This window comes from Plantactinospora alkalitolerans, from assembly GCF_015690345.1.
Taxonomy (GTDB): Bacteria; Actinomycetota; Actinomycetes; order Mycobacteriales; family Micromonosporaceae; genus Plantactinospora; species Plantactinospora alkalitolerans.
In genome coordinates, this window is the sequence record NZ_JADPUN010000258.1 from 1 (window position 1) to 15442 (window position 15442).

General features: G+C 71.1%; 14 protein-coding genes. 7 read left to right on the top strand and 7 right to left on the bottom strand.

Going from position 1 to position 15442, the window contains the following annotated elements; genetic code table 11:
- Nucleotides 1–1034: serine hydrolase domain-containing protein (locus tag I0C86_RS29620; protein WP_230395004.1), on the bottom strand; the 1034-nt coding region annotated here is incomplete at its 3' end.
- Between the two features lie 96 nt (nucleotides 1035–1130).
- A complete protein-coding gene (locus tag I0C86_RS29625; RefSeq protein WP_196204610.1) occupies nucleotides 1131–1481 on the bottom strand; it encodes a histidine triad nucleotide-binding protein in 351 nt (116 codons plus the stop codon).
- Between the two features lie 211 nt (nucleotides 1482–1692).
- Here I0C86_RS29625 and I0C86_RS29630 point away from each other — a divergent pair, with 211 nt between their 5' ends.
- From I0C86_RS29630 to I0C86_RS29640, 3 genes are all read left to right on the top strand, one after another.
- On the top strand, nucleotides 1693–2454 hold the full coding sequence (locus I0C86_RS29630; protein ID WP_196204611.1) for an SDR family NAD(P)-dependent oxidoreductase: 762 nt from the start codon (nucleotides 1693–1695) through the stop codon (nucleotides 2452–2454).
- A gap of 91 nt (nucleotides 2455–2545) precedes the next feature.
- Nucleotides 2546–5131, top strand: a complete 2586-nt coding sequence (locus tag I0C86_RS29635) for a beta-glucosidase family protein (protein WP_196204612.1) — start codon at nucleotides 2546–2548, stop codon at nucleotides 5129–5131.
- Nucleotides 5132–5250: 119 nt separating this feature from the next.
- Nucleotides 5251–5757, top strand: coding sequence for a GNAT family N-acetyltransferase (locus tag I0C86_RS29640; protein WP_196204613.1), 507 nt, complete (start codon nucleotides 5251–5253; stop codon nucleotides 5755–5757).
- Nucleotides 5758–5766: 9 nt separating this feature from the next.
- Here the strand turns inward: I0C86_RS29640 and I0C86_RS29645 are convergent, their stop codons facing one another.
- The 3 genes from I0C86_RS29645 to hrcA form a co-directional block, all read right to left on the bottom strand.
- Entirely contained in the window at nucleotides 5767–6510 is a 744-nt protein-coding gene (locus I0C86_RS29645; RefSeq protein ID WP_196204614.1) for a 16S rRNA (uracil(1498)-N(3))-methyltransferase, read from the bottom strand.
- A gap of 120 nt (nucleotides 6511–6630) precedes the next feature.
- On the bottom strand, nucleotides 6631–7767 hold the full coding sequence (gene dnaJ / locus I0C86_RS29650; RefSeq protein WP_196204641.1) for a molecular chaperone DnaJ: 1137 nt from the start codon (nucleotides 7765–7767) through the stop codon (nucleotides 6631–6633).
- 67 nt (nucleotides 7768–7834) lie between these two features.
- On the bottom strand, nucleotides 7835–8857 hold the full coding sequence (hrcA, locus tag I0C86_RS29655; protein WP_196204615.1) for a heat-inducible transcriptional repressor HrcA: 1023 nt from the start codon (nucleotides 8855–8857) through the stop codon (nucleotides 7835–7837).
- A gap of 278 nt (nucleotides 8858–9135) precedes the next feature.
- On the opposite strand from hrcA, the gene I0C86_RS29660 reads away from it, so the two are divergent.
- Nucleotides 9136–9789 (top strand): DUF4870 domain-containing protein, encoded by a 654-nt coding sequence (locus tag I0C86_RS29660; protein WP_196204616.1) that lies wholly within the window; start codon nucleotides 9136–9138, stop codon nucleotides 9787–9789.
- 160 nt (nucleotides 9790–9949) lie between these two features.
- Here the strand turns inward: I0C86_RS29660 and hemW are convergent, their stop codons facing one another.
- A complete protein-coding gene (hemW, locus tag I0C86_RS29665; protein WP_196204617.1) occupies nucleotides 9950–11173 on the bottom strand; it encodes a radical SAM family heme chaperone HemW in 1224 nt (407 codons plus the stop codon).
- Between the two features lie 17 nt (nucleotides 11174–11190).
- Between hemW and I0C86_RS29670 the strand changes: the two genes are divergently transcribed.
- The 3 genes from I0C86_RS29670 (at nucleotide 11191) to I0C86_RS29680 (ending at nucleotide 14091) form a co-directional block, all read left to right on the top strand.
- Complete coding sequence (locus I0C86_RS29670) at nucleotides 11191–11976, top strand: enoyl-CoA hydratase-related protein (protein WP_196204618.1); 786 nt, start codon at nucleotides 11191–11193, stop codon at nucleotides 11974–11976.
- A gap of 109 nt (nucleotides 11977–12085) precedes the next feature.
- Complete coding sequence (locus I0C86_RS29675; protein WP_196204619.1) at nucleotides 12086–12946, top strand: hypothetical protein; 861 nt, start codon at nucleotides 12086–12088, stop codon at nucleotides 12944–12946.
- A gap of 233 nt (nucleotides 12947–13179) precedes the next feature.
- Complete coding sequence (locus I0C86_RS29680; RefSeq protein ID WP_196204620.1) at nucleotides 13180–14091, top strand: phytanoyl-CoA dioxygenase family protein; 912 nt, start codon at nucleotides 13180–13182, stop codon at nucleotides 14089–14091.
- 316 nt (nucleotides 14092–14407) lie between these two features.
- On the opposite strand, the gene I0C86_RS29685 is transcribed toward I0C86_RS29680, so the two are convergent.
- Entirely contained in the window at nucleotides 14408–15244 is an 837-nt protein-coding gene (locus tag I0C86_RS29685; RefSeq protein WP_196204621.1) for a hypothetical protein, read from the bottom strand.
- Nucleotides 15245–15442: the final 198 nt, after the last annotated feature.

Below are 15442 nucleotides of genomic sequence, written 5' to 3' on the forward strand. Positions count from 1 at the left end.
GGGTCGTCCCGGGCCGAGGCGGCGAGGATCTGGTGCGACAGTTCGTTCACCGCGACCCCGGTTCCGGAGGAGCCGAGCACGGCACATCCCATCGCGCCCGGCGTACCGGTGCCGCCGCGCCGGCCGTAGACGCTGGCCAGGAAGCCGGGCATGGCGCCGTCGTGGCCGACGTGCAGCACCCGCCCACCGCCGGCCGACCGTCCCCCGCCGGACCGCTCGCCCTGCGGGACCAGGATCAGGCCGAGCCCGAAGCCGGCGGTCCAGAGCGCCTCGTCGGTCGTCGTCACCGGCCAGCGCATCTCGTCGAGGGTGGTCGGCCGGAGCACCGCACCGGCCGGGTCCAGCGCCGCCGGGTCGGCCAGGAACGCCGCCCAGCGCGCCATGTCGGAGGCGGTGCTCCAGAGTTGTGCCGCCGGCCCGAGCGCACCGAGGTCGGTGTTCGGCTCCGGCCGGGCGTGGTCGGAATACGCGTCCACCAGGAACCCGGTCGCCGACTCCGGCCCGGGGGCGAGGCTGGTGTCGGAAAGCCCGAGAGGTCCGAGGACCCGGTCGGCGAGCACCTCCGCCCAGGTGCCGCCACGAATCCGCGCGACGGCCTGGCCGAGCAGCGCCGCACCCAGGTTGGAGTAGTGGAACCGCCGGGCCGGTGGCAGTACCCGCTCGGCTCGGGCCAGGTCGGCGAGGAACTCGTCGAGGCGCGGGGTGTGCAGGGTGTCCCACACGTCGCCGTACGGCTCGCGCTGCACTCCGGAGGTGTGCGACAGCAGCCGGCGTACGCTCAGCCCGCCGTGCTCGGGCACGTCGAGGTGGGCGCCGATCGGGTCGTCCAGGTCGAGCAGGCCCTCGTCGCGGCACTGGAGCACGAGTACGGCGGTGAAGGTCTTGGTGACCGAACCGATCCGGAACGTCGTCCGCCCGTTCAGCGGCGCGCCGCCGGTGGACCCGACCTCGCAGGTCCACGGCGTGCGGTCGGCCCGGTGCAACGCGACGGAGAGCGCGGGTATCCGCGACTCCGCCTGCGCCTGTCGGACCATCCGCTCGAGCTGTCGGCCCACCTCGGTCACATCTGCCCCCTCACCAAGATCACCGATGATATCGCCTGGTCGGAGAGCTGGTGGTGGGCGGTGGGCTCAGCGGGAACGCATCGGGCCCAACGGCTCGCCGCCGAGCACGTGCGCATGCGCGTGGAAGACCTCCTGGCCGCCGAACTGGCCGGTGTTGAAGATCAACCGGAAGCCGTCGGCGAGCAGCCCCTCGGTCTCGGCGACCACGGCGGCGGTGCCGAGGACGTCGCCGGCCAGTGCGGGGTCGGCCTGGGTCAGGGTCGCCACGTCCGCGTAGTGCTCCTTCGGGATCACCAGCACGTGCACCGCCGCCTGCGGGCTGATGTCGCGGAAGGCGAGCGTGGTGTCGGTTTCCCGGACGACGGTGGCGGGAATCTGGCCCGCCACGATCCGGCAGAAGAGGCAGTTGATTTCCATCCCCGGAATCGTAGGGTGCGCCGGGCCGGACCGTTGGCCGGCGCGGCCGGTTCGCGATCTTCAGCCGGCGGGGCCGGTTCGCGATCTTCAGCCGGCGGGCCGGTTCGCGATCTTCAGCCGGCGGGCCGGTTCGCGATCTTCAGCCGCTTCGGCGGCCTCGGCCGGCCGGGTCGGGTGCCGGATCGGTGGCCAGCCCCGGCATCATGATCGGATGACTGGACGAGCGGTGCTGGTGACGGGGGCGTCCCGAGGGATCGGGCGTGCGGTGGCAATGGCGTTCGCCGAGGGAGGCGACCGGGTCGCGGTGCACCACCGCGACTCCGCACCACTGGCCGAGCAGCTCGTCTCGGCACTGCCCGGCGACGGGCACATCGTGGTCCGGGCCGACCTGGCCGACCCGGCCGCCGTGCAGGCCATGGTCGACGACGCCGTCGCCGGGCTCGGCGGGCTCGACGTGCTGGTGAACAACGCCGGGGTGTTCGGTGCGGCGGACGACGTACACCCGATCTTCGACGCGTCCTACGAGCAGTGGCAGCAGCAGTGGCGTCGGACGATCGACGTCAACCTGATCGGCGCGGCCAACACGATCTGGTGCGCCGCACGCCACCTGCGGGACAGGGGCGGACGGATCGTGAACGTCTCGTCCCGGGGCGCCTTCCGGGGCGAGCCGACCCAGCCGGCCTACGGCGCCAGCAAGGCCGGGCTGAACGCCCTCGGCCAGTCGCTCGCGGTCGCCCTCGCCCCGTACGGCATCGCGGTGGCCACTGTCGCACCCGGCTTCGTGGAGACCGACATGACCAACGAACACCTCAAGGCGGTACGTGGCGACGCGATCCGGGCGCAGAGCCCGTTCAACCGGGTCGCCCGGCCCGAGGAGATCGCCGCCGCCGTGCACTGGTTGGCCTCGCCCGAGGCGGAGTGGGCCTCGGGCACCATCGTCGACCTGAACGGCGCGTCCTACCTGCGTACCTGAGCCCACGCGGGGCCTGGTCCGGATCCGACGGCGCACGCCGGCCGAGCACGGCTGGCAGGATGATCGATATCTGGGCCAGCGGAGGTGCGGAATGGCGGTCGGTCGGCGGAACGAGACGGCGCGCGACGGGGACGGAACGGCCGTCGGCCGGGACGAGGCGGTACGCGAACGGGCACTGGCCGCGCTGGACCTGGAGGCCAAGGTACGACTGCTGTCCGGCCAGGACTTCTGGACCCTGCCCGCCATCGCGGAGATCGGCCTCGACTCGCTGGTGATGTCGGACGGACCGATCGGGATACGCGGGGTGCGGTGGACCCCGGACGACCCGTCGATCGCGCTGCCCAGCCCCACCGCGCTCGCCGCCACCTGGGATCCCGGGCTGGCCCGCCGCGCCGGTCGGCTGCTCGGTGCGCAGTGCCGGCGCAAGGGCATCCACCTGCTCCTCGCCCCCACCGTCAACCTGCACCGCAGCCCGCTGGGCGGGCGCCACTTCGAGTGCTACTCCGAGGACCCGCTGCTCACCGCCGAGATCGGCGTCGGCTACCTGACCGGCGTCCAGGACCTGGGCGTGGGGGCGACCGTCAAGCACTTCGTCGCCAACGACTCGGAGACCGAACGGTTCACTGCCGACGTACGGGTTTCCGAGCGGGCACTCCGGGAGATCTACCTCGTTCCGTTCGAGCGGATCGTCGCCGCCGGAGTCTGGGCGGTGATGGCGGCGTACAACGGGGTCAACGGCGGCACGATGACCGAGCACGGCGGCCTGCTCCGGGACCTGCTCAAGGACGAGTGGGGCTTCGACGGGGTCGTGGTCTCCGACTGGACGGCCGCCCGGAGCACCGCGGCGTCGGCCAACGGCGGACTCGACGTGGTGATGCCGGCCGCCGGTGATCCGTGGGGTGCGGCACTGGTCGCCGCCGTACGCGACGGCACCGTTGCCGAGGCGGTCGTCGACGACAAGGTGCGGCGGGTACTGCGGCTCGCGGGCCGGCTGGGGCTGCTCGACGGCGTACCCCCGGCGGTGGATCCGGCCGACCGGCCCACCGCCGGGAACGGCGCCACCGTGGCCCACGAGGTGGCGACCCGGTCGTTCGTGCTGGCCCGCAACGGCGGCGACCTGCTGCCGCTGGACGCCGGCCGGCTCAGCCGGGTCGCGGTGTTCGGCGCGCTCGCCGACGATGCCCGGATCCAGGGCGGCGGCAGCGCGCTCGTCGCGCCGCCGCACGCGATCTCGCCGCTCGCCGGCCTGACCGCCGCGCTCCCCGACGTCGAAATCGGGTACGCGGTCGGCGCCGATCCCCGGCACCGGCTGCCGGCCGCCGGCGGTGTGCAGTGGACTCCGATCACCGCGACCCTGCGGGCCGCCGACGGCCGGGTGCTCTACCGGACGGAACTGGACCGGGCGACGGTGCGCTGGATGGGTGACCTGCCGGACGGGATCCGGCCGGCCGAGTTGGCGAGCATCGAACTCTCCGCCCGGTACACCCCGATGACCAGCGGCACGCACCGACTCGCGATCGACGGCTTCGGGCTGTTCACCCTCGCCCTGGACGACGCCGAACTCTTCGACGGCCCGCTGTTCGACGAGGCGGAGGAGCCCGACGCGGTCTTCCGCGCCCCGGTCGAGCGTCGCTTCGACGTGCCGGTACGCGCCGGCGAGCCGGTCGACGTGCGGCTCACCCGGCGGGTGGTCGACGGTCACGCCGGATACGTCCTGTTCACCCTCGGTCATCGTGGCCCGGTTCCGGGACGAGGCGACGCGGCCGATGCGGTGATCGACGCGGCGGTGCTCGCCCAGACGGCGCTCGACGCGGCGGCGCTCGACGAGATGCTGCTCGACGAAACGGCGCTCGACGAAACGGCGCTCGACGAGATGCTGCTCGACGAGGCGGCCCGGGTGGCGGCCGACGCCGATGTGGCGGTGGTCGTGGTCGGCACCACCGAGGAGGTGGAGTCGGAGGGGTTCGACCGGACCTCACTGACCCTGCCCGGCCGGCAGGACGATCTGGTGTTCCGGGTCGCGGCGGCCAATCCCCGGACGGTCGTGGTGGTGAACGCCGGCTCCCCGGTCCTGATGCCCTGGGCCGGCGAGGTGTCGGCGATCCTGCTCACCTGGTTCCCCGGTCAGGAGGCCGGCAGGGCGCTCGCCGACGTACTGCTGGGTCGGGCCGAGCCCGGCGGCCGGCTGCCGACCACCTGGCCACTCCGCCCGGAGGACTGCCCGGCGCTGGACACCACTCCGACGGACGGGGTACTCGACTACTCCGAGGGGATTTTCGTCGGCTACCGGGGCTGGCGGGCCGAACCGCTGTTCCCGTTCGGACACGGACTGGGCTACACCGACTGGGGCTACCGGTCGCTGACCGTCGAGACCGGACCGGACGGGCCGGTCGCGGTGGCCACGGTGCAGAACACCGGCCGGCGGGTCGGCCGCGAGGTGGTGCAGGTGTACGTCGGTCCGGATGCCGCCGAGCCCGACCGGCCGGTCCGCTGGCTCGCCGGCTTCGCCGGGGTCGAGGCGGCTCCCGGCGAGTCGGTGACCGTCCGGGTGCCCCTGCCGACGCGCACGTTCCAGGTCTGGGGGCCGGACGGCTGGGCCACCCGGTTCGGCAGCTATCGGATCGAGGCCGCGCGCAGTGTCGCGGACGTACGCCTGGCCGTCGGCGTCGACATCTGATCGCCCAGGCCAGCCGGTCCGGCATGGCTCCGGAGGCCGCTCGACGCGTTCGGGACGTACCCCCCGGACGCACGGATAGTCGGTGGCCGGATCGGGGCCCCGCCGGTACGGTCCGCAGTGTGATCAGGGTACGACGTGCGGTCGTCGACGATGCCCGGGAACTGGTGAGGCTGCGTGGCGTGATGCTGGCGGCCATGCACGGGCGGCAGCCGGCGCCCGGCCCGTGGCAGGAGACCGCGGTGGAGACGTTGCGACGGCGGTTGGCGGACGCCGACGGCTCGTTGGCGGCCTTTGTCGTCGACAAGCCGGACGGGCCCGGCGAGCTGGCGGCGTGCGTGATCGGCGTCATCGAGTGCCGGCTGGGCGGTCCGGACAATCCCAGCGGTGACATCGGATATGTCTTCAACGTGGCCACCGACCCCGGCTACCGCAGGCGCGGATACTCCCGGGCCGGAATGAAGGCGTTGCTGGGCTGGTACCGGCAGCGCGGAGTCACCAGGGTCGACCTGGGGGCCAGCAAGGACGGGGAGCCGCTCTACCGGGCCCTGGGCTTCGTGCCCAGGTCCTCCCCCACGATGCGGCTGACCCTTTCCTCGGCAGTCGCCGGTTCCAGCGGTCCCCGCTGACCCACGTACTCACCAGCGGCCGAGCCGGGCCGAGAGTACGGACAGCGCGGCGACCCCGGCGGTCGAGGTCCGCAACACCTCGGTGCCGAGCCGTACCGGGACCGCCCCGACCGAGGTCAGCGTGTCGAGTTCGGTCGGCGAGACGCCGCCCTCGGGGCCGACCACCAGGACGATCCCGCCGGTCGTCGGCAGGTCCACTGTGGCGAGCCGGAGTTCCGCCTCCTCGTGCAGGACGAAACCGGCCGCCGCCTCGCTGATCCGCCGGGCGATCAGCCGGGTCGACTCGTCCGGCGCCGCCGGAGTTCCGGACACGACCGGCAACCAGGGCCGACGAGCCTGCTTGGCCGCCTCCCGGGCGGTCGCCACCCAGCGCTCACGGGCCCGGACACCCCGCTCCCCCCGCCACTGCGCGACCGAGCGCTCCGCCGCCCAGGGCACGATCTCGTCCGCGCCGACCTCGGTCATCGCCTGCACGGCCAACTCGGCCCGATCGCCCTTGGCGATGCCCTGCACGACGACGAGCCTCGGGTCGGGCGGCTCGACGTACCGCCGAGCGGTGACGGTGGCCGTCAGGGTGCCCCGGCCGACGGCCGTGACGACGGCGCTGGCCGTGCCGCCCTGCCCGTCGGCGAGCAGCAGCTCCTCGCCGGCACGCAGTCGTTGTACGGTCGCGGCGTGGTGCCCTTCCGGTCCGTCGAGGGTGACGACGTCATCGGACGGTAGCGACTCGACCAGGAACAACGGCGCACTCACGGCGAGCAGGTTAGCTCACCGGACGTTTCCGTACCCGGAAAGCCGCTCCGACACCGGAACGGCCCGCTGGCCGCACCGGTTGTCCGGTGACGGTCAGCGGGCCGGTCCGCCGGTCGCGCCTCAGGCGTGGCCGTTGAAGGCGTCGCGCATCCGGGAGAAGAAGCCGCCCTGCTTGCTCAGCTCGGCGACCTCCTCGCCGCGGGTCTTCGCGAACTCCCGCAGCATCCGCTCCTGGTCGGGGTCGAGCTTCGTGGGCGTCCGGACGTCGAGGTGGACGTAGAGGTCACCCCGGCCGGTACCGCGCAGGTGCGGAACGCCCCGGGCCCGCAGCCGCAGCGTCGAGCCCGGTTGCGTTCCCGGCTTGACGTCGACCGGCTCCTCGCTGTCCAGGGTCTTGATGGTCAGCCGGGTGCCCAACGCCGCCGCGGTCATCGGAACGGTCACCCGGCAGTGCAGGTCGTCGCCCTTGCGGGAGTAGACGTCGTGCGGTCGCTCGTGGATCTCCACGTACAGGTCTCCGGCCGTACCGCCACCGGGGCCGACCTCGCCCTGCTGGGCCAGCCGGATCCGCATGCCGTCCTCGACCCCGGCCGGGATCTTGACGGTGAGCGAGCGCCGGGTACGCACCCGGCCGTCGCCGGCACAGGTCGGGCAGGGGTGCGGAATGACCGTGCCGTAGCCCTGGCAGACGGTGCACGGCCGGGACGAGACGACCTGGCCGAGGAAGGTGCGCTGCACCGACTGCACCTCGCCCCGCCCGCCGCACGCCTCACAGGTGGCGAGGTGGGTGCCCGACGCCGTACCGGCTCCGGAGCAGGTGGTGCAGAGCACGGCGGTGTCCACCGCGATCGGCGCCTCGACCCCGAACGCCGTCTCCTGCAGGTCAAGTTCGAGCCGCAGGATGGCGTCGGCACCGGGCCGGGTACGTGGCCGTGGTCCCCGGGAGCCACCCGCGGCGCCGAAGAACGCGTCCATGATGTCCTGGAAGCCGACGAACGGCCCACCGGCCCCACCCGGTCCCGCGCCGGGGCCGCCGCCCGGAGCGAGCGGGTCCCCGCCAAGATCGACGATCTGCCGCTTCTGGTCGTCGGAGAGGACCTCGTACGCGGCGTTGATGTCCTTGAACTTCTCGTGTGCCTCCGGATCCGGATTCACGTCCGGGTGGTACTGCCGCGCCAACTTCCGGTAGGCACGCTTGATCTCGTCGTCGGAGGCTTCCCGGCTGACGCCGAGAATCCCGTAGTAGTCCTTGGCCACTGCGTTCCGTGTCCTCATGTCTGTCTCGCGTTACCGTCCGCCGGTCGTCTCAGGGTGAGCTTGGTGGTCAGTTCTGCGCCAGCACGTCGCCGACGTAGCGTGCCACGGCCCGCACCGTGGCGATGGTGCCTGGATAGTCCATCCGGGTCGGGCCCAACACGCCGAGACCGCCGACGATGGTGGCCCCCGGACCGTATCCGGTGCTGACCACCGAGGTGGCCCGGAGATTGTCTATCTCGTTCTCGTCGCCGATCCGGACCTGGAGTGTGTTCGGTTCGACCTCGCCGATCAGCTTGAGCAGGATGACCTCCTCCTCCAGCGCTTCGAGGATCGGTCGCAGCGACCCTTGGAAGTCGAGCAGCCCGCCGCGGGCCAGGTTCGCGGTGCCGGCCAGGGCGATCCGCTCCTCGTGGCGTTCGACCAACGTCTCCATCAGCACGGTGGCGAGGGTGGTCATCGCCGGGGACAGGCCCGGGGCCACCTCGTCGATCAGCGCCTGGACCAGCGGCGGGGTCTCGGCCAGTTTCTGGCCGCCGAGCCGCTCGTTCACCAGCCGGCGCAGGTCCGTCACGTCGTCGGCACTGACCGGTCCGGGAAGTTCGACCAGGCGCTGCTCCACCCGACCGGTGTCGGCGATCATGACGAGCATCAGCCGGGTCGTGGAGATCGGCACGAGTTCGAGGTGCCGCACCGAGGACCGGGCCAGGCTCGGGTACTGCACGACGGCCACCTGCCGGGTCAGCTGGGCGAGCAACCGGACCGTACGGTGCACCACGTCGTCGAGGTCGACCGCGCCGACCAGGAAGCGCTCGATCGCGCGGCGCTCGGCCGGGGTGAGCGGCTTGACCCGGGAGAGCCGGTCCACGAAGAGCCGGTAACCACGGTCGGTGGGCACCCGGCCCGCGCTGGTGTGCGGCTGCCGGATGTAGCCCTCCTCCTCCAGCACCGCCATGTCGTTCCGGACGGTGGCCGGGGACACCCCGAGCTGGTGGCGCTCGACCAGCGCCTTGCTGCCGACCGGCTCCTGGGTGGCGACGTAGTCCTCCACGATCGCGCGCAGCACGTCGAGCTTGCGGTCGTCGAGACCCATCCTCACCTCCCTGCGACGTCCCGACCCCGGCACCGGTACGGCCGGGGCGGCCACGACGGTCGGGCCATGGTTTCCCTGGCACTCGACTCTAGCGAGTGCCAGTCTACGACCAAGGCGTACCGGACGCGATGATCGTTTGGAAGGGCTGCCTGAGCCCGGACAACAGGCTTGCCCGGACACCCTACCCCGGCTGACCTAACAGGTACGGTCGGCTATTGTCCAGATCCGATCGGGAGCGTGGCTGGCGTCACTTGATCCGGGCACCTACCGTGACCCCCATGACTGAACCACCTCGCCCTCCCGGAGACTACGGCCCGGGTGGTCCGCCACACGATCCGTACTCGCCGGGCGCACCCCCGCCGACCTCCGGCGGCGGCGCATATCCCCCGCCGACCTCCGGCGGTGGCGCATATCCCCCGCCGACCTCCGGCGGAGGCGCGTACCCCCCGCAGGGCGGCTACCCCCCGCAGGGTGGTTATCCCCCGCAGGGCGGTTATCCCCCGCAGGGCGGTTATCCCCCGCAGGGCGGTTACCCCCCGCAGGGTGGTTATCCGCAGGGCGGTTACCCGCCACCGGGCGGCCAGTACGGCGCCCCGGCCGGCTACGCCACCAACGACGAGAAGACCTGGGCCCTGATCGCCCACTTCGGCGGGATCATCGCGGGTTTCATCGCCCCGTTGGTCGCGATGCTGGCGAAGGGGAACGAGTCGCCGACCGTCCGGGCGCACGCCGTCGAGGCGCTCAACTTCCAGATCACCTGGGGCATCGCCTCGATCGTCGCGGTCATCATCGCGATGTGCTCGCTCGGGATCCTGTTCTTCCTGCCGCTGGTCACCTGGCTCGTGGTGCTCATCTTCTCGATCATGGCCGGCATGAAGGCCAACGAGGGCGTGCTGTACCACTATCCGATGACGATCCGCATGGTCAAGTAACCCTCGTACCCGTTCGAACCTCGAAGTGGCCCGTGCCGGCTCCGGCACGGGCCACCGCCGACTCCACCCGACGAAGCGGAACGGAGCGGAGGACGGCGGACGCAACGGGAGCGGGGCCGAAGTGGAGCCGGCCAGAGCAGGGCGGAGCGGGGCGAAGTGGTCAGGGCAGCAGGTCGCGGACGACGGCGTCGGCGAGCAGCCGCCCGCGCAGGGTGAGGACGGCGCGTCCCGCGTCGTACTCCGACCGGTCCAGCAGACCGGCGTCGTAGGCCCGGTGAGCACCCGCCCGACCCGCGTCGTCCAGGGTCGCCAGCGGCAGGCCGGAGGCCAACCGCAGCCGCAGCATCACGTCCTCGACCTGCTGGTCCGCGGCCGACAGCAGCTCCCTGGCCTGGCCGGGGGAGGTTCCCGCCGCGAGCCGGGCCGCGTACGTCGCCGGATGCTTCACGTTCCACCAGCGGACCCCGCCGACGTGGCTGTGCGCGCCCGGCCCGAGACCCCACCAGTCCCCGCCGGCCCAGTAGAGCAGGTTGTGCCGGCACCGCGCGGCCGGCGTCCGAGCCCAGTTGGACACCTCGTACCAGGAGAAACCCGCACCGGACAGCGCCTCCTCCGCGGCCAGGTAGCGGTCTGCCGCGATGTCGTCGTCCGGGTACGGCAGCTCGCCCCGCCGCATCCGGGCCGCCAACCGGGTGCCGTCCTCCACGATCAGGGCGTACGCGCTGACGTGGTCGACCCCGGCGTCGATCACCGTCGCCAGCGACGTCGCGAAGTCGTCCGCGCTCTCCCCCGGCGTTCCGTAGATCAGGTCCAGGTTGACGTGGTCGAACCCGACCTCCCGAGCTTCCCCGACGGCCTGGATCGCGCGGCCGGCGGTGTGCCGCCGGTCGAGGATCGCGAGCACTCCGGGCGACGCCGACTGCATGCCGAGGGATATCCGGTTGTAGCCGGCGGCCCGCAGCTCCTTCAGCGACTCCCGGGTCACCGACTCCGGGTTCGCCTCCGTGGTGACCTCGACGTCGCCGGCCAGGCCCCACAGCCGGTCGATGCCGTCCAGGATCCGGGCGAGATCGTCGGCTGGGAGCAGGGTGGGCGTGCCGCCGCCGACGAAGACCGTGTCGACCCGGGCCGGCGGCCGGTCCCCCAGTACCCGACCGGCCATCGCCAGCTCGGCGAGGACCTGGTCGACGTAGCCGTCCCGGTCCGCGTTCCCGCCGAGTTCAGCCGGGGTGTACGTGTTGAAGTCGCAGTAGCCGCAGCGGCTCGCGCAGAACGGCACGTGGACGTAGACGCCGAACCCCCGGGCTCCCACGGTCGCGCGCGCGGCGTCGGGCAGCGAGCCGTCGACGGGTACGGGTTCACCCTCTGGGAGCACTCCTGGCATACGACTAGTGTGCCGGCATGACCTCAGTCCCCGACGCGCTCGTCCGGGTGTCGACCTCGCACGGAGTGACGACTCTCACCCTGGACAGCCCGCACAACCGGAACGCGCTCTCCACTCCGCTGATGACCCAGTTGCTCGCCGAGCTGGCCACCGCGGTGGCGGACGACACCGTCCGGGTGGTGGTGCTCTCGCACGCCGGGCCGGTCTTCAGCTCGGGCGCGGATCTGAAGGAGACGGCGGCGGCGTACCGGGACGGCACCGTGCCGGTGGCGATGCTGGGTGACGTGCTGGCGGCGATCTGGGAGTGTCCGAAGCCGGTGGTGGCCCGGATCGGCGGCCCGGCCCGGGCCGGTGGGGTGGGTCTGGTCGCGGCGGCCGACATCGCGATCTGTGCCCAGGAGGCGACGTTCGCCTTCACCGAGGTACGGCTCGGGGTCGTTCCGGCGGTCATCTCGTCGACCGTGCTGCCCCGGCTGCAACCCCGGGCCGCGGCGGAGCTCTACCTGACCGGGGACGTCTTCGATGGGCGCCGGGCGGCCGAAATCGGACTGGTCACCACGGTCACGACGGCAGAGGCCCTCGACGAGACGGTGGCCTCGTACTGCCTCGCACTGGTCCGGGGCGCACCGGGCGCCCTGGCCGGCGCCAAGGAGTTGCTGCGGCGTCCGCCGGCACAGGGCTTCCGGACCGGGCTGGCCGAGCTGACCGAGCTGTCGACCCGGTACTTCCACTCGGCGGAGGGTCGGGAGGGCGTTGCCGCGTTCGGCGAGAAACGGCCTCCCCGATGGGTACCCAGCAGCTGAGTTCCCGGGCGGTCGGAAGACACATACCGGGCCGGATACGGCGTTCCGCACCTGGTGTGCCGAAGATTACGACTGGGCGAAGTAGGCTGTGTCGCACTATCGAAAAGGGGTGGCGGTGCGGACTCGGGCGATGGTGGCGGCGGGAGTCGCGCTGGCAGCGGTCGCCGGTTTCGGCGTCTATCTGAGCGCCCGCGAGTTCGGGCACAAGCTGCCCCTGCCGACGGTCGCCCGCGGCTGCGTGGTCGAGGCGGACGGTCGGGTCGCCCTCAACGCCGAACAGATGGCAAACGCGGCGACGATCGCCGCCGTCGGCATCCGGCGCAAGATGCCCGAGCGGGCCGTGGTGGTGGCGCTCGCGACCGCCTTCCAGGAATCCCGGTTACGCAACCTGAGCGGTGGCGACCGGGACTCGCTCGGGCTATTCCAGCAACGGCCGAGCCAGGGCTGGGGGACGCCGGAGCAGATCCAGGACCCCCGCTACGCCGCCACCAAGTTCTACAACGCGCTCCGCAAGGTCCGTGGCTGGGAGCGGATGGAGATCACCGACGCGGCGCAGAAGGTGCAGCGCTCGGCCTTTCCCCGGGCGTACCAGCAGTGGGCGGACGAGTCGACCGTGCTGACCCGGGCGCTGCTCGGCAACGCCACCGGCGCGGTGGCCTGCACCGTGGGCCGGGAGCCCGCGATGCGCGGTGACGCGGCGGCCGCCGCCCTCACCGCCGGTCTGAAGCTCGACTGGGGGCGCCTGGAGACGTCGGTCCCGGCGGAGTTGACCGGTCTGGCCGTACCGATCGCGGACGCACGGGTGGGCTGGCGCTACGCGCACTGGCTCGTGTCGCACGCCGACGACCACGGGGTGAAGACGGTCCGGTTCGCCAACCTGGAATGGACCGCGGACGGCGGCACATGGGCGAAGGTGCGGGATGACTCGGCCACCCCGGATCGAGTGATCGCCGAGGTCTTCGCCGACTGAGTCGGAACTGGCGACTTTCGCTAACCCGCAGTGATTGCACAAACGTGCATATCGGTATCACCACCCCGATTCTCCTAAGATTTCGTTGCTTAGAGTCAAGCTCTCGCTGCCCTCCGTACCACCGGTTGACCCTCGCTGATCCGCCGGCACAGCGCCGGGCTCGGGCTCTTGCCGAGAGGGTTAGGATCGGCAGCCTGTGTGCTCAGAAAGAGTTTCACCCTTATGGGGAGGGGATGGACACGGTGTTCGATTACGGCGGCCGGACCGGATACGAGCCGATCAGTGACACGGATCGCAAGGAGTTCCACGAGCAGGGTTTCATGTTGCTCCGCAACGTCCTGACCGAGGATCACCGCGCGGCCCTGGAGGAGGCGGTCGACCGGGTCTACGCCGAGGAGAAGGCCGCCGGCAACACCACCAAGGACGGCACCCTGCACCTGCTGGGCTTCCTGGAGCGGGACGAGCTCTTCGGCGAACTGCTCACCCACCCGATCGCCTTTCCCTACATGTGGGGCCTGGCGGGGTGGAACATCTACACCCACCACAACCACCTGGACGTGACGCCTCCGGCGCTGGAGCCGGAGAAGCCGTACTGGGGCTGGCACCAGGACGGCTACCGGCAGAACTCGGATCCCGAGACGATGGACCCGAACCTGCCCCGGCCGATGTTCTCGCTCAAGATCGCCTACGTGCTCTCCGACCTGTCGGAGAAGGGCCGGGGTGCGACCAAGGTGATCCCGGGCAGCCACCTGTGGAACTCGCTGCCGCGCCCGGCCGACCTGTCGGTGCAGAACCCCGATCCCGAGGGCACCGTCGAGATCACCGCCAACCCCGGCGACGCGTTCATCTTCGACCGGCGCCAGTGGCACTCGCGGTCCACGAACCTGTCCAGCATCACCCGCAAGATGCTCTTCGTCGGCTACACCTACCGGTGGATCCGCCCGCTGGACGAGCTGCACCCGGACAAGGACGGCCAGTGGTACGCCAACCGCACGCCCGTCCAGCGCCAGCTGCTGGGTGAGGGCACGCACACGGCCAACTACTGGGGCATCAACTGGAACGGCTACGTGGACGACGAGATCCCGCTGCGCAAGGAACTCAAGGAGCGGGGCCTGCTCGACCGCAGCATCCCCTGGCTGCGCTGAGCCGCGGAAGCGGCTCCCGGGACCACTGAACCGGCCCGGCGTACCGGCCCTGTCCCACGTCATTGGACAGGGCCGGTACGTACGCCGGGCGAAACCTATAACCCTCGGTAATTATCGCCGCATCGCCGCTAATTCCGGAGGAACCCCGGCGACGATACCGATCGGGACATTCTTTGGTGATCGGATCTGTCGTCCCGTGAGCTGCGACGACAGATCCGGCGGGTCGGCTCCCAGCGGGCCACGCCAACCGTGAACGTGATTGGAAGCCAATCTGGTTCACGTTCCCGGCGGGTGCCAGGCGCCGGCGTCCAACTGACTAGGTCAACCGCCCGGACAGCCGGTAGATATCCACGAGAAGATCCCACAACTCGTCGTTCAAGCGCTGGCCATTTTCGTTCGTCAACTGGTGCGCCGGGCACTTCATCGTCGGAGTCGACGGCACGAGCCGGCTGGGCGGAACACTGGCGAACCGAATCTTCCGCTGATCCTCCGGGCCGACGATCCGGAACTTGTCGGGCGCGATCCGGAAGGCGCCTCCGGCGATGTCCGCAACGGTGAACCGCGGATGTTGGATCTCCCTCGGATCCCCCGTGAGATGTCGCATCCGGACCATCTCCTGCTCGTCGTGCAGGACGGACAGGCTCGCCAGCAGGGGCGTACTGGCCCGGAGGGTCGTCTCCAGCGCCTGGCCGGACAGACCCACGGCGTCCCGCCCGTACGCCAGTGCCGACTCCAGACAGATCAACGCCTCCAGCATGGCCAGGCTGATGTTGCGCTTGAACTTGTGCCGCAGTGACGCCGCCAGTTCCGCAGCGCCGGCGCCGGTCGACGGCACCATCTGATCTTCCCAGACGACCGCATCCCGATGTTCGGCCACGACCGCCATCGAATGATCCAGAACTGCGCCCGGCCGGTCGAAGAGACCGTCGACCAGATCGCGGAATAGCAGGTCGAGCCTTTGCAGGTTATCGACAAGATCGCGATCCGGGGCGGCGCCTCGCAATTCCGTCAGCGCGGTGGAAGCGCGCAGTGCCTCAAACCACGCTTCCACCAGCGGCGTGTACACCTCGAGGTACAGCGCCGCCTTGGGGTGCCGATAGGAAAGCTGCTGATGTGACAACGTAGTGCTTCCCGGGAAAGATTCCGTGGACACTTACGGAGCGTAACATCTAAGATCATTTGGTGCAAATGTGAAAATCATAATCACCACTCTAGGTGACACCGACCACCTGATCGGCCGATCATCCGATCGTATGACCGTGGTGAATTTAGCGGCTCGGCGCAACGTACGCCAGACCCGAAACCGGACACGTACCGTGCCGAAGCATCGTCGAAGCCGGACGCGGAAGGT

What these genes read in the sequence shown, in the direction of transcription:
- I0C86_RS29625 (WP_196204610.1), bottom strand. Translation starts at nt 1,481, where the DNA reads ATGGAAATCAACTGCCTCTTCTGCCGGATCGTGGCGGGCCAGATTCCC.
- I0C86_RS29630 (WP_196204611.1), top strand. Translation starts at nt 1,693, where the DNA reads ATGACTGGACGAGCGGTGCTGGTGACGGGGGCGTCCCGAGGGATCGGG.
- I0C86_RS29635 (WP_196204612.1), top strand. Translation starts at nt 2,546, where the DNA reads ATGGCGGTCGGTCGGCGGAACGAGACGGCGCGCGACGGGGACGGAACG.
- hrcA (WP_196204615.1), bottom strand. Translation starts at nt 8,857, where the DNA reads ATGGGTCTCGACGACCGCAAGCTCGACGTGCTGCGCGCGATCGTGGAG.
- I0C86_RS29660 (WP_196204616.1), top strand. Translation starts at nt 9,136, where the DNA reads ATGACTGAACCACCTCGCCCTCCCGGAGACTACGGCCCGGGTGGTCCG.
- hemW (WP_196204617.1), bottom strand. Translation starts at nt 11,173, where the DNA reads ATGCCAGGAGTGCTCCCAGAGGGTGAACCCGTACCCGTCGACGGCTCG.
- I0C86_RS29670 (WP_196204618.1), top strand. Translation starts at nt 11,191, where the DNA reads ATGACCTCAGTCCCCGACGCGCTCGTCCGGGTGTCGACCTCGCACGGA.
- I0C86_RS29680 (WP_196204620.1), top strand. Translation starts at nt 13,180, where the DNA reads ATGGACACGGTGTTCGATTACGGCGGCCGGACCGGATACGAGCCGATC.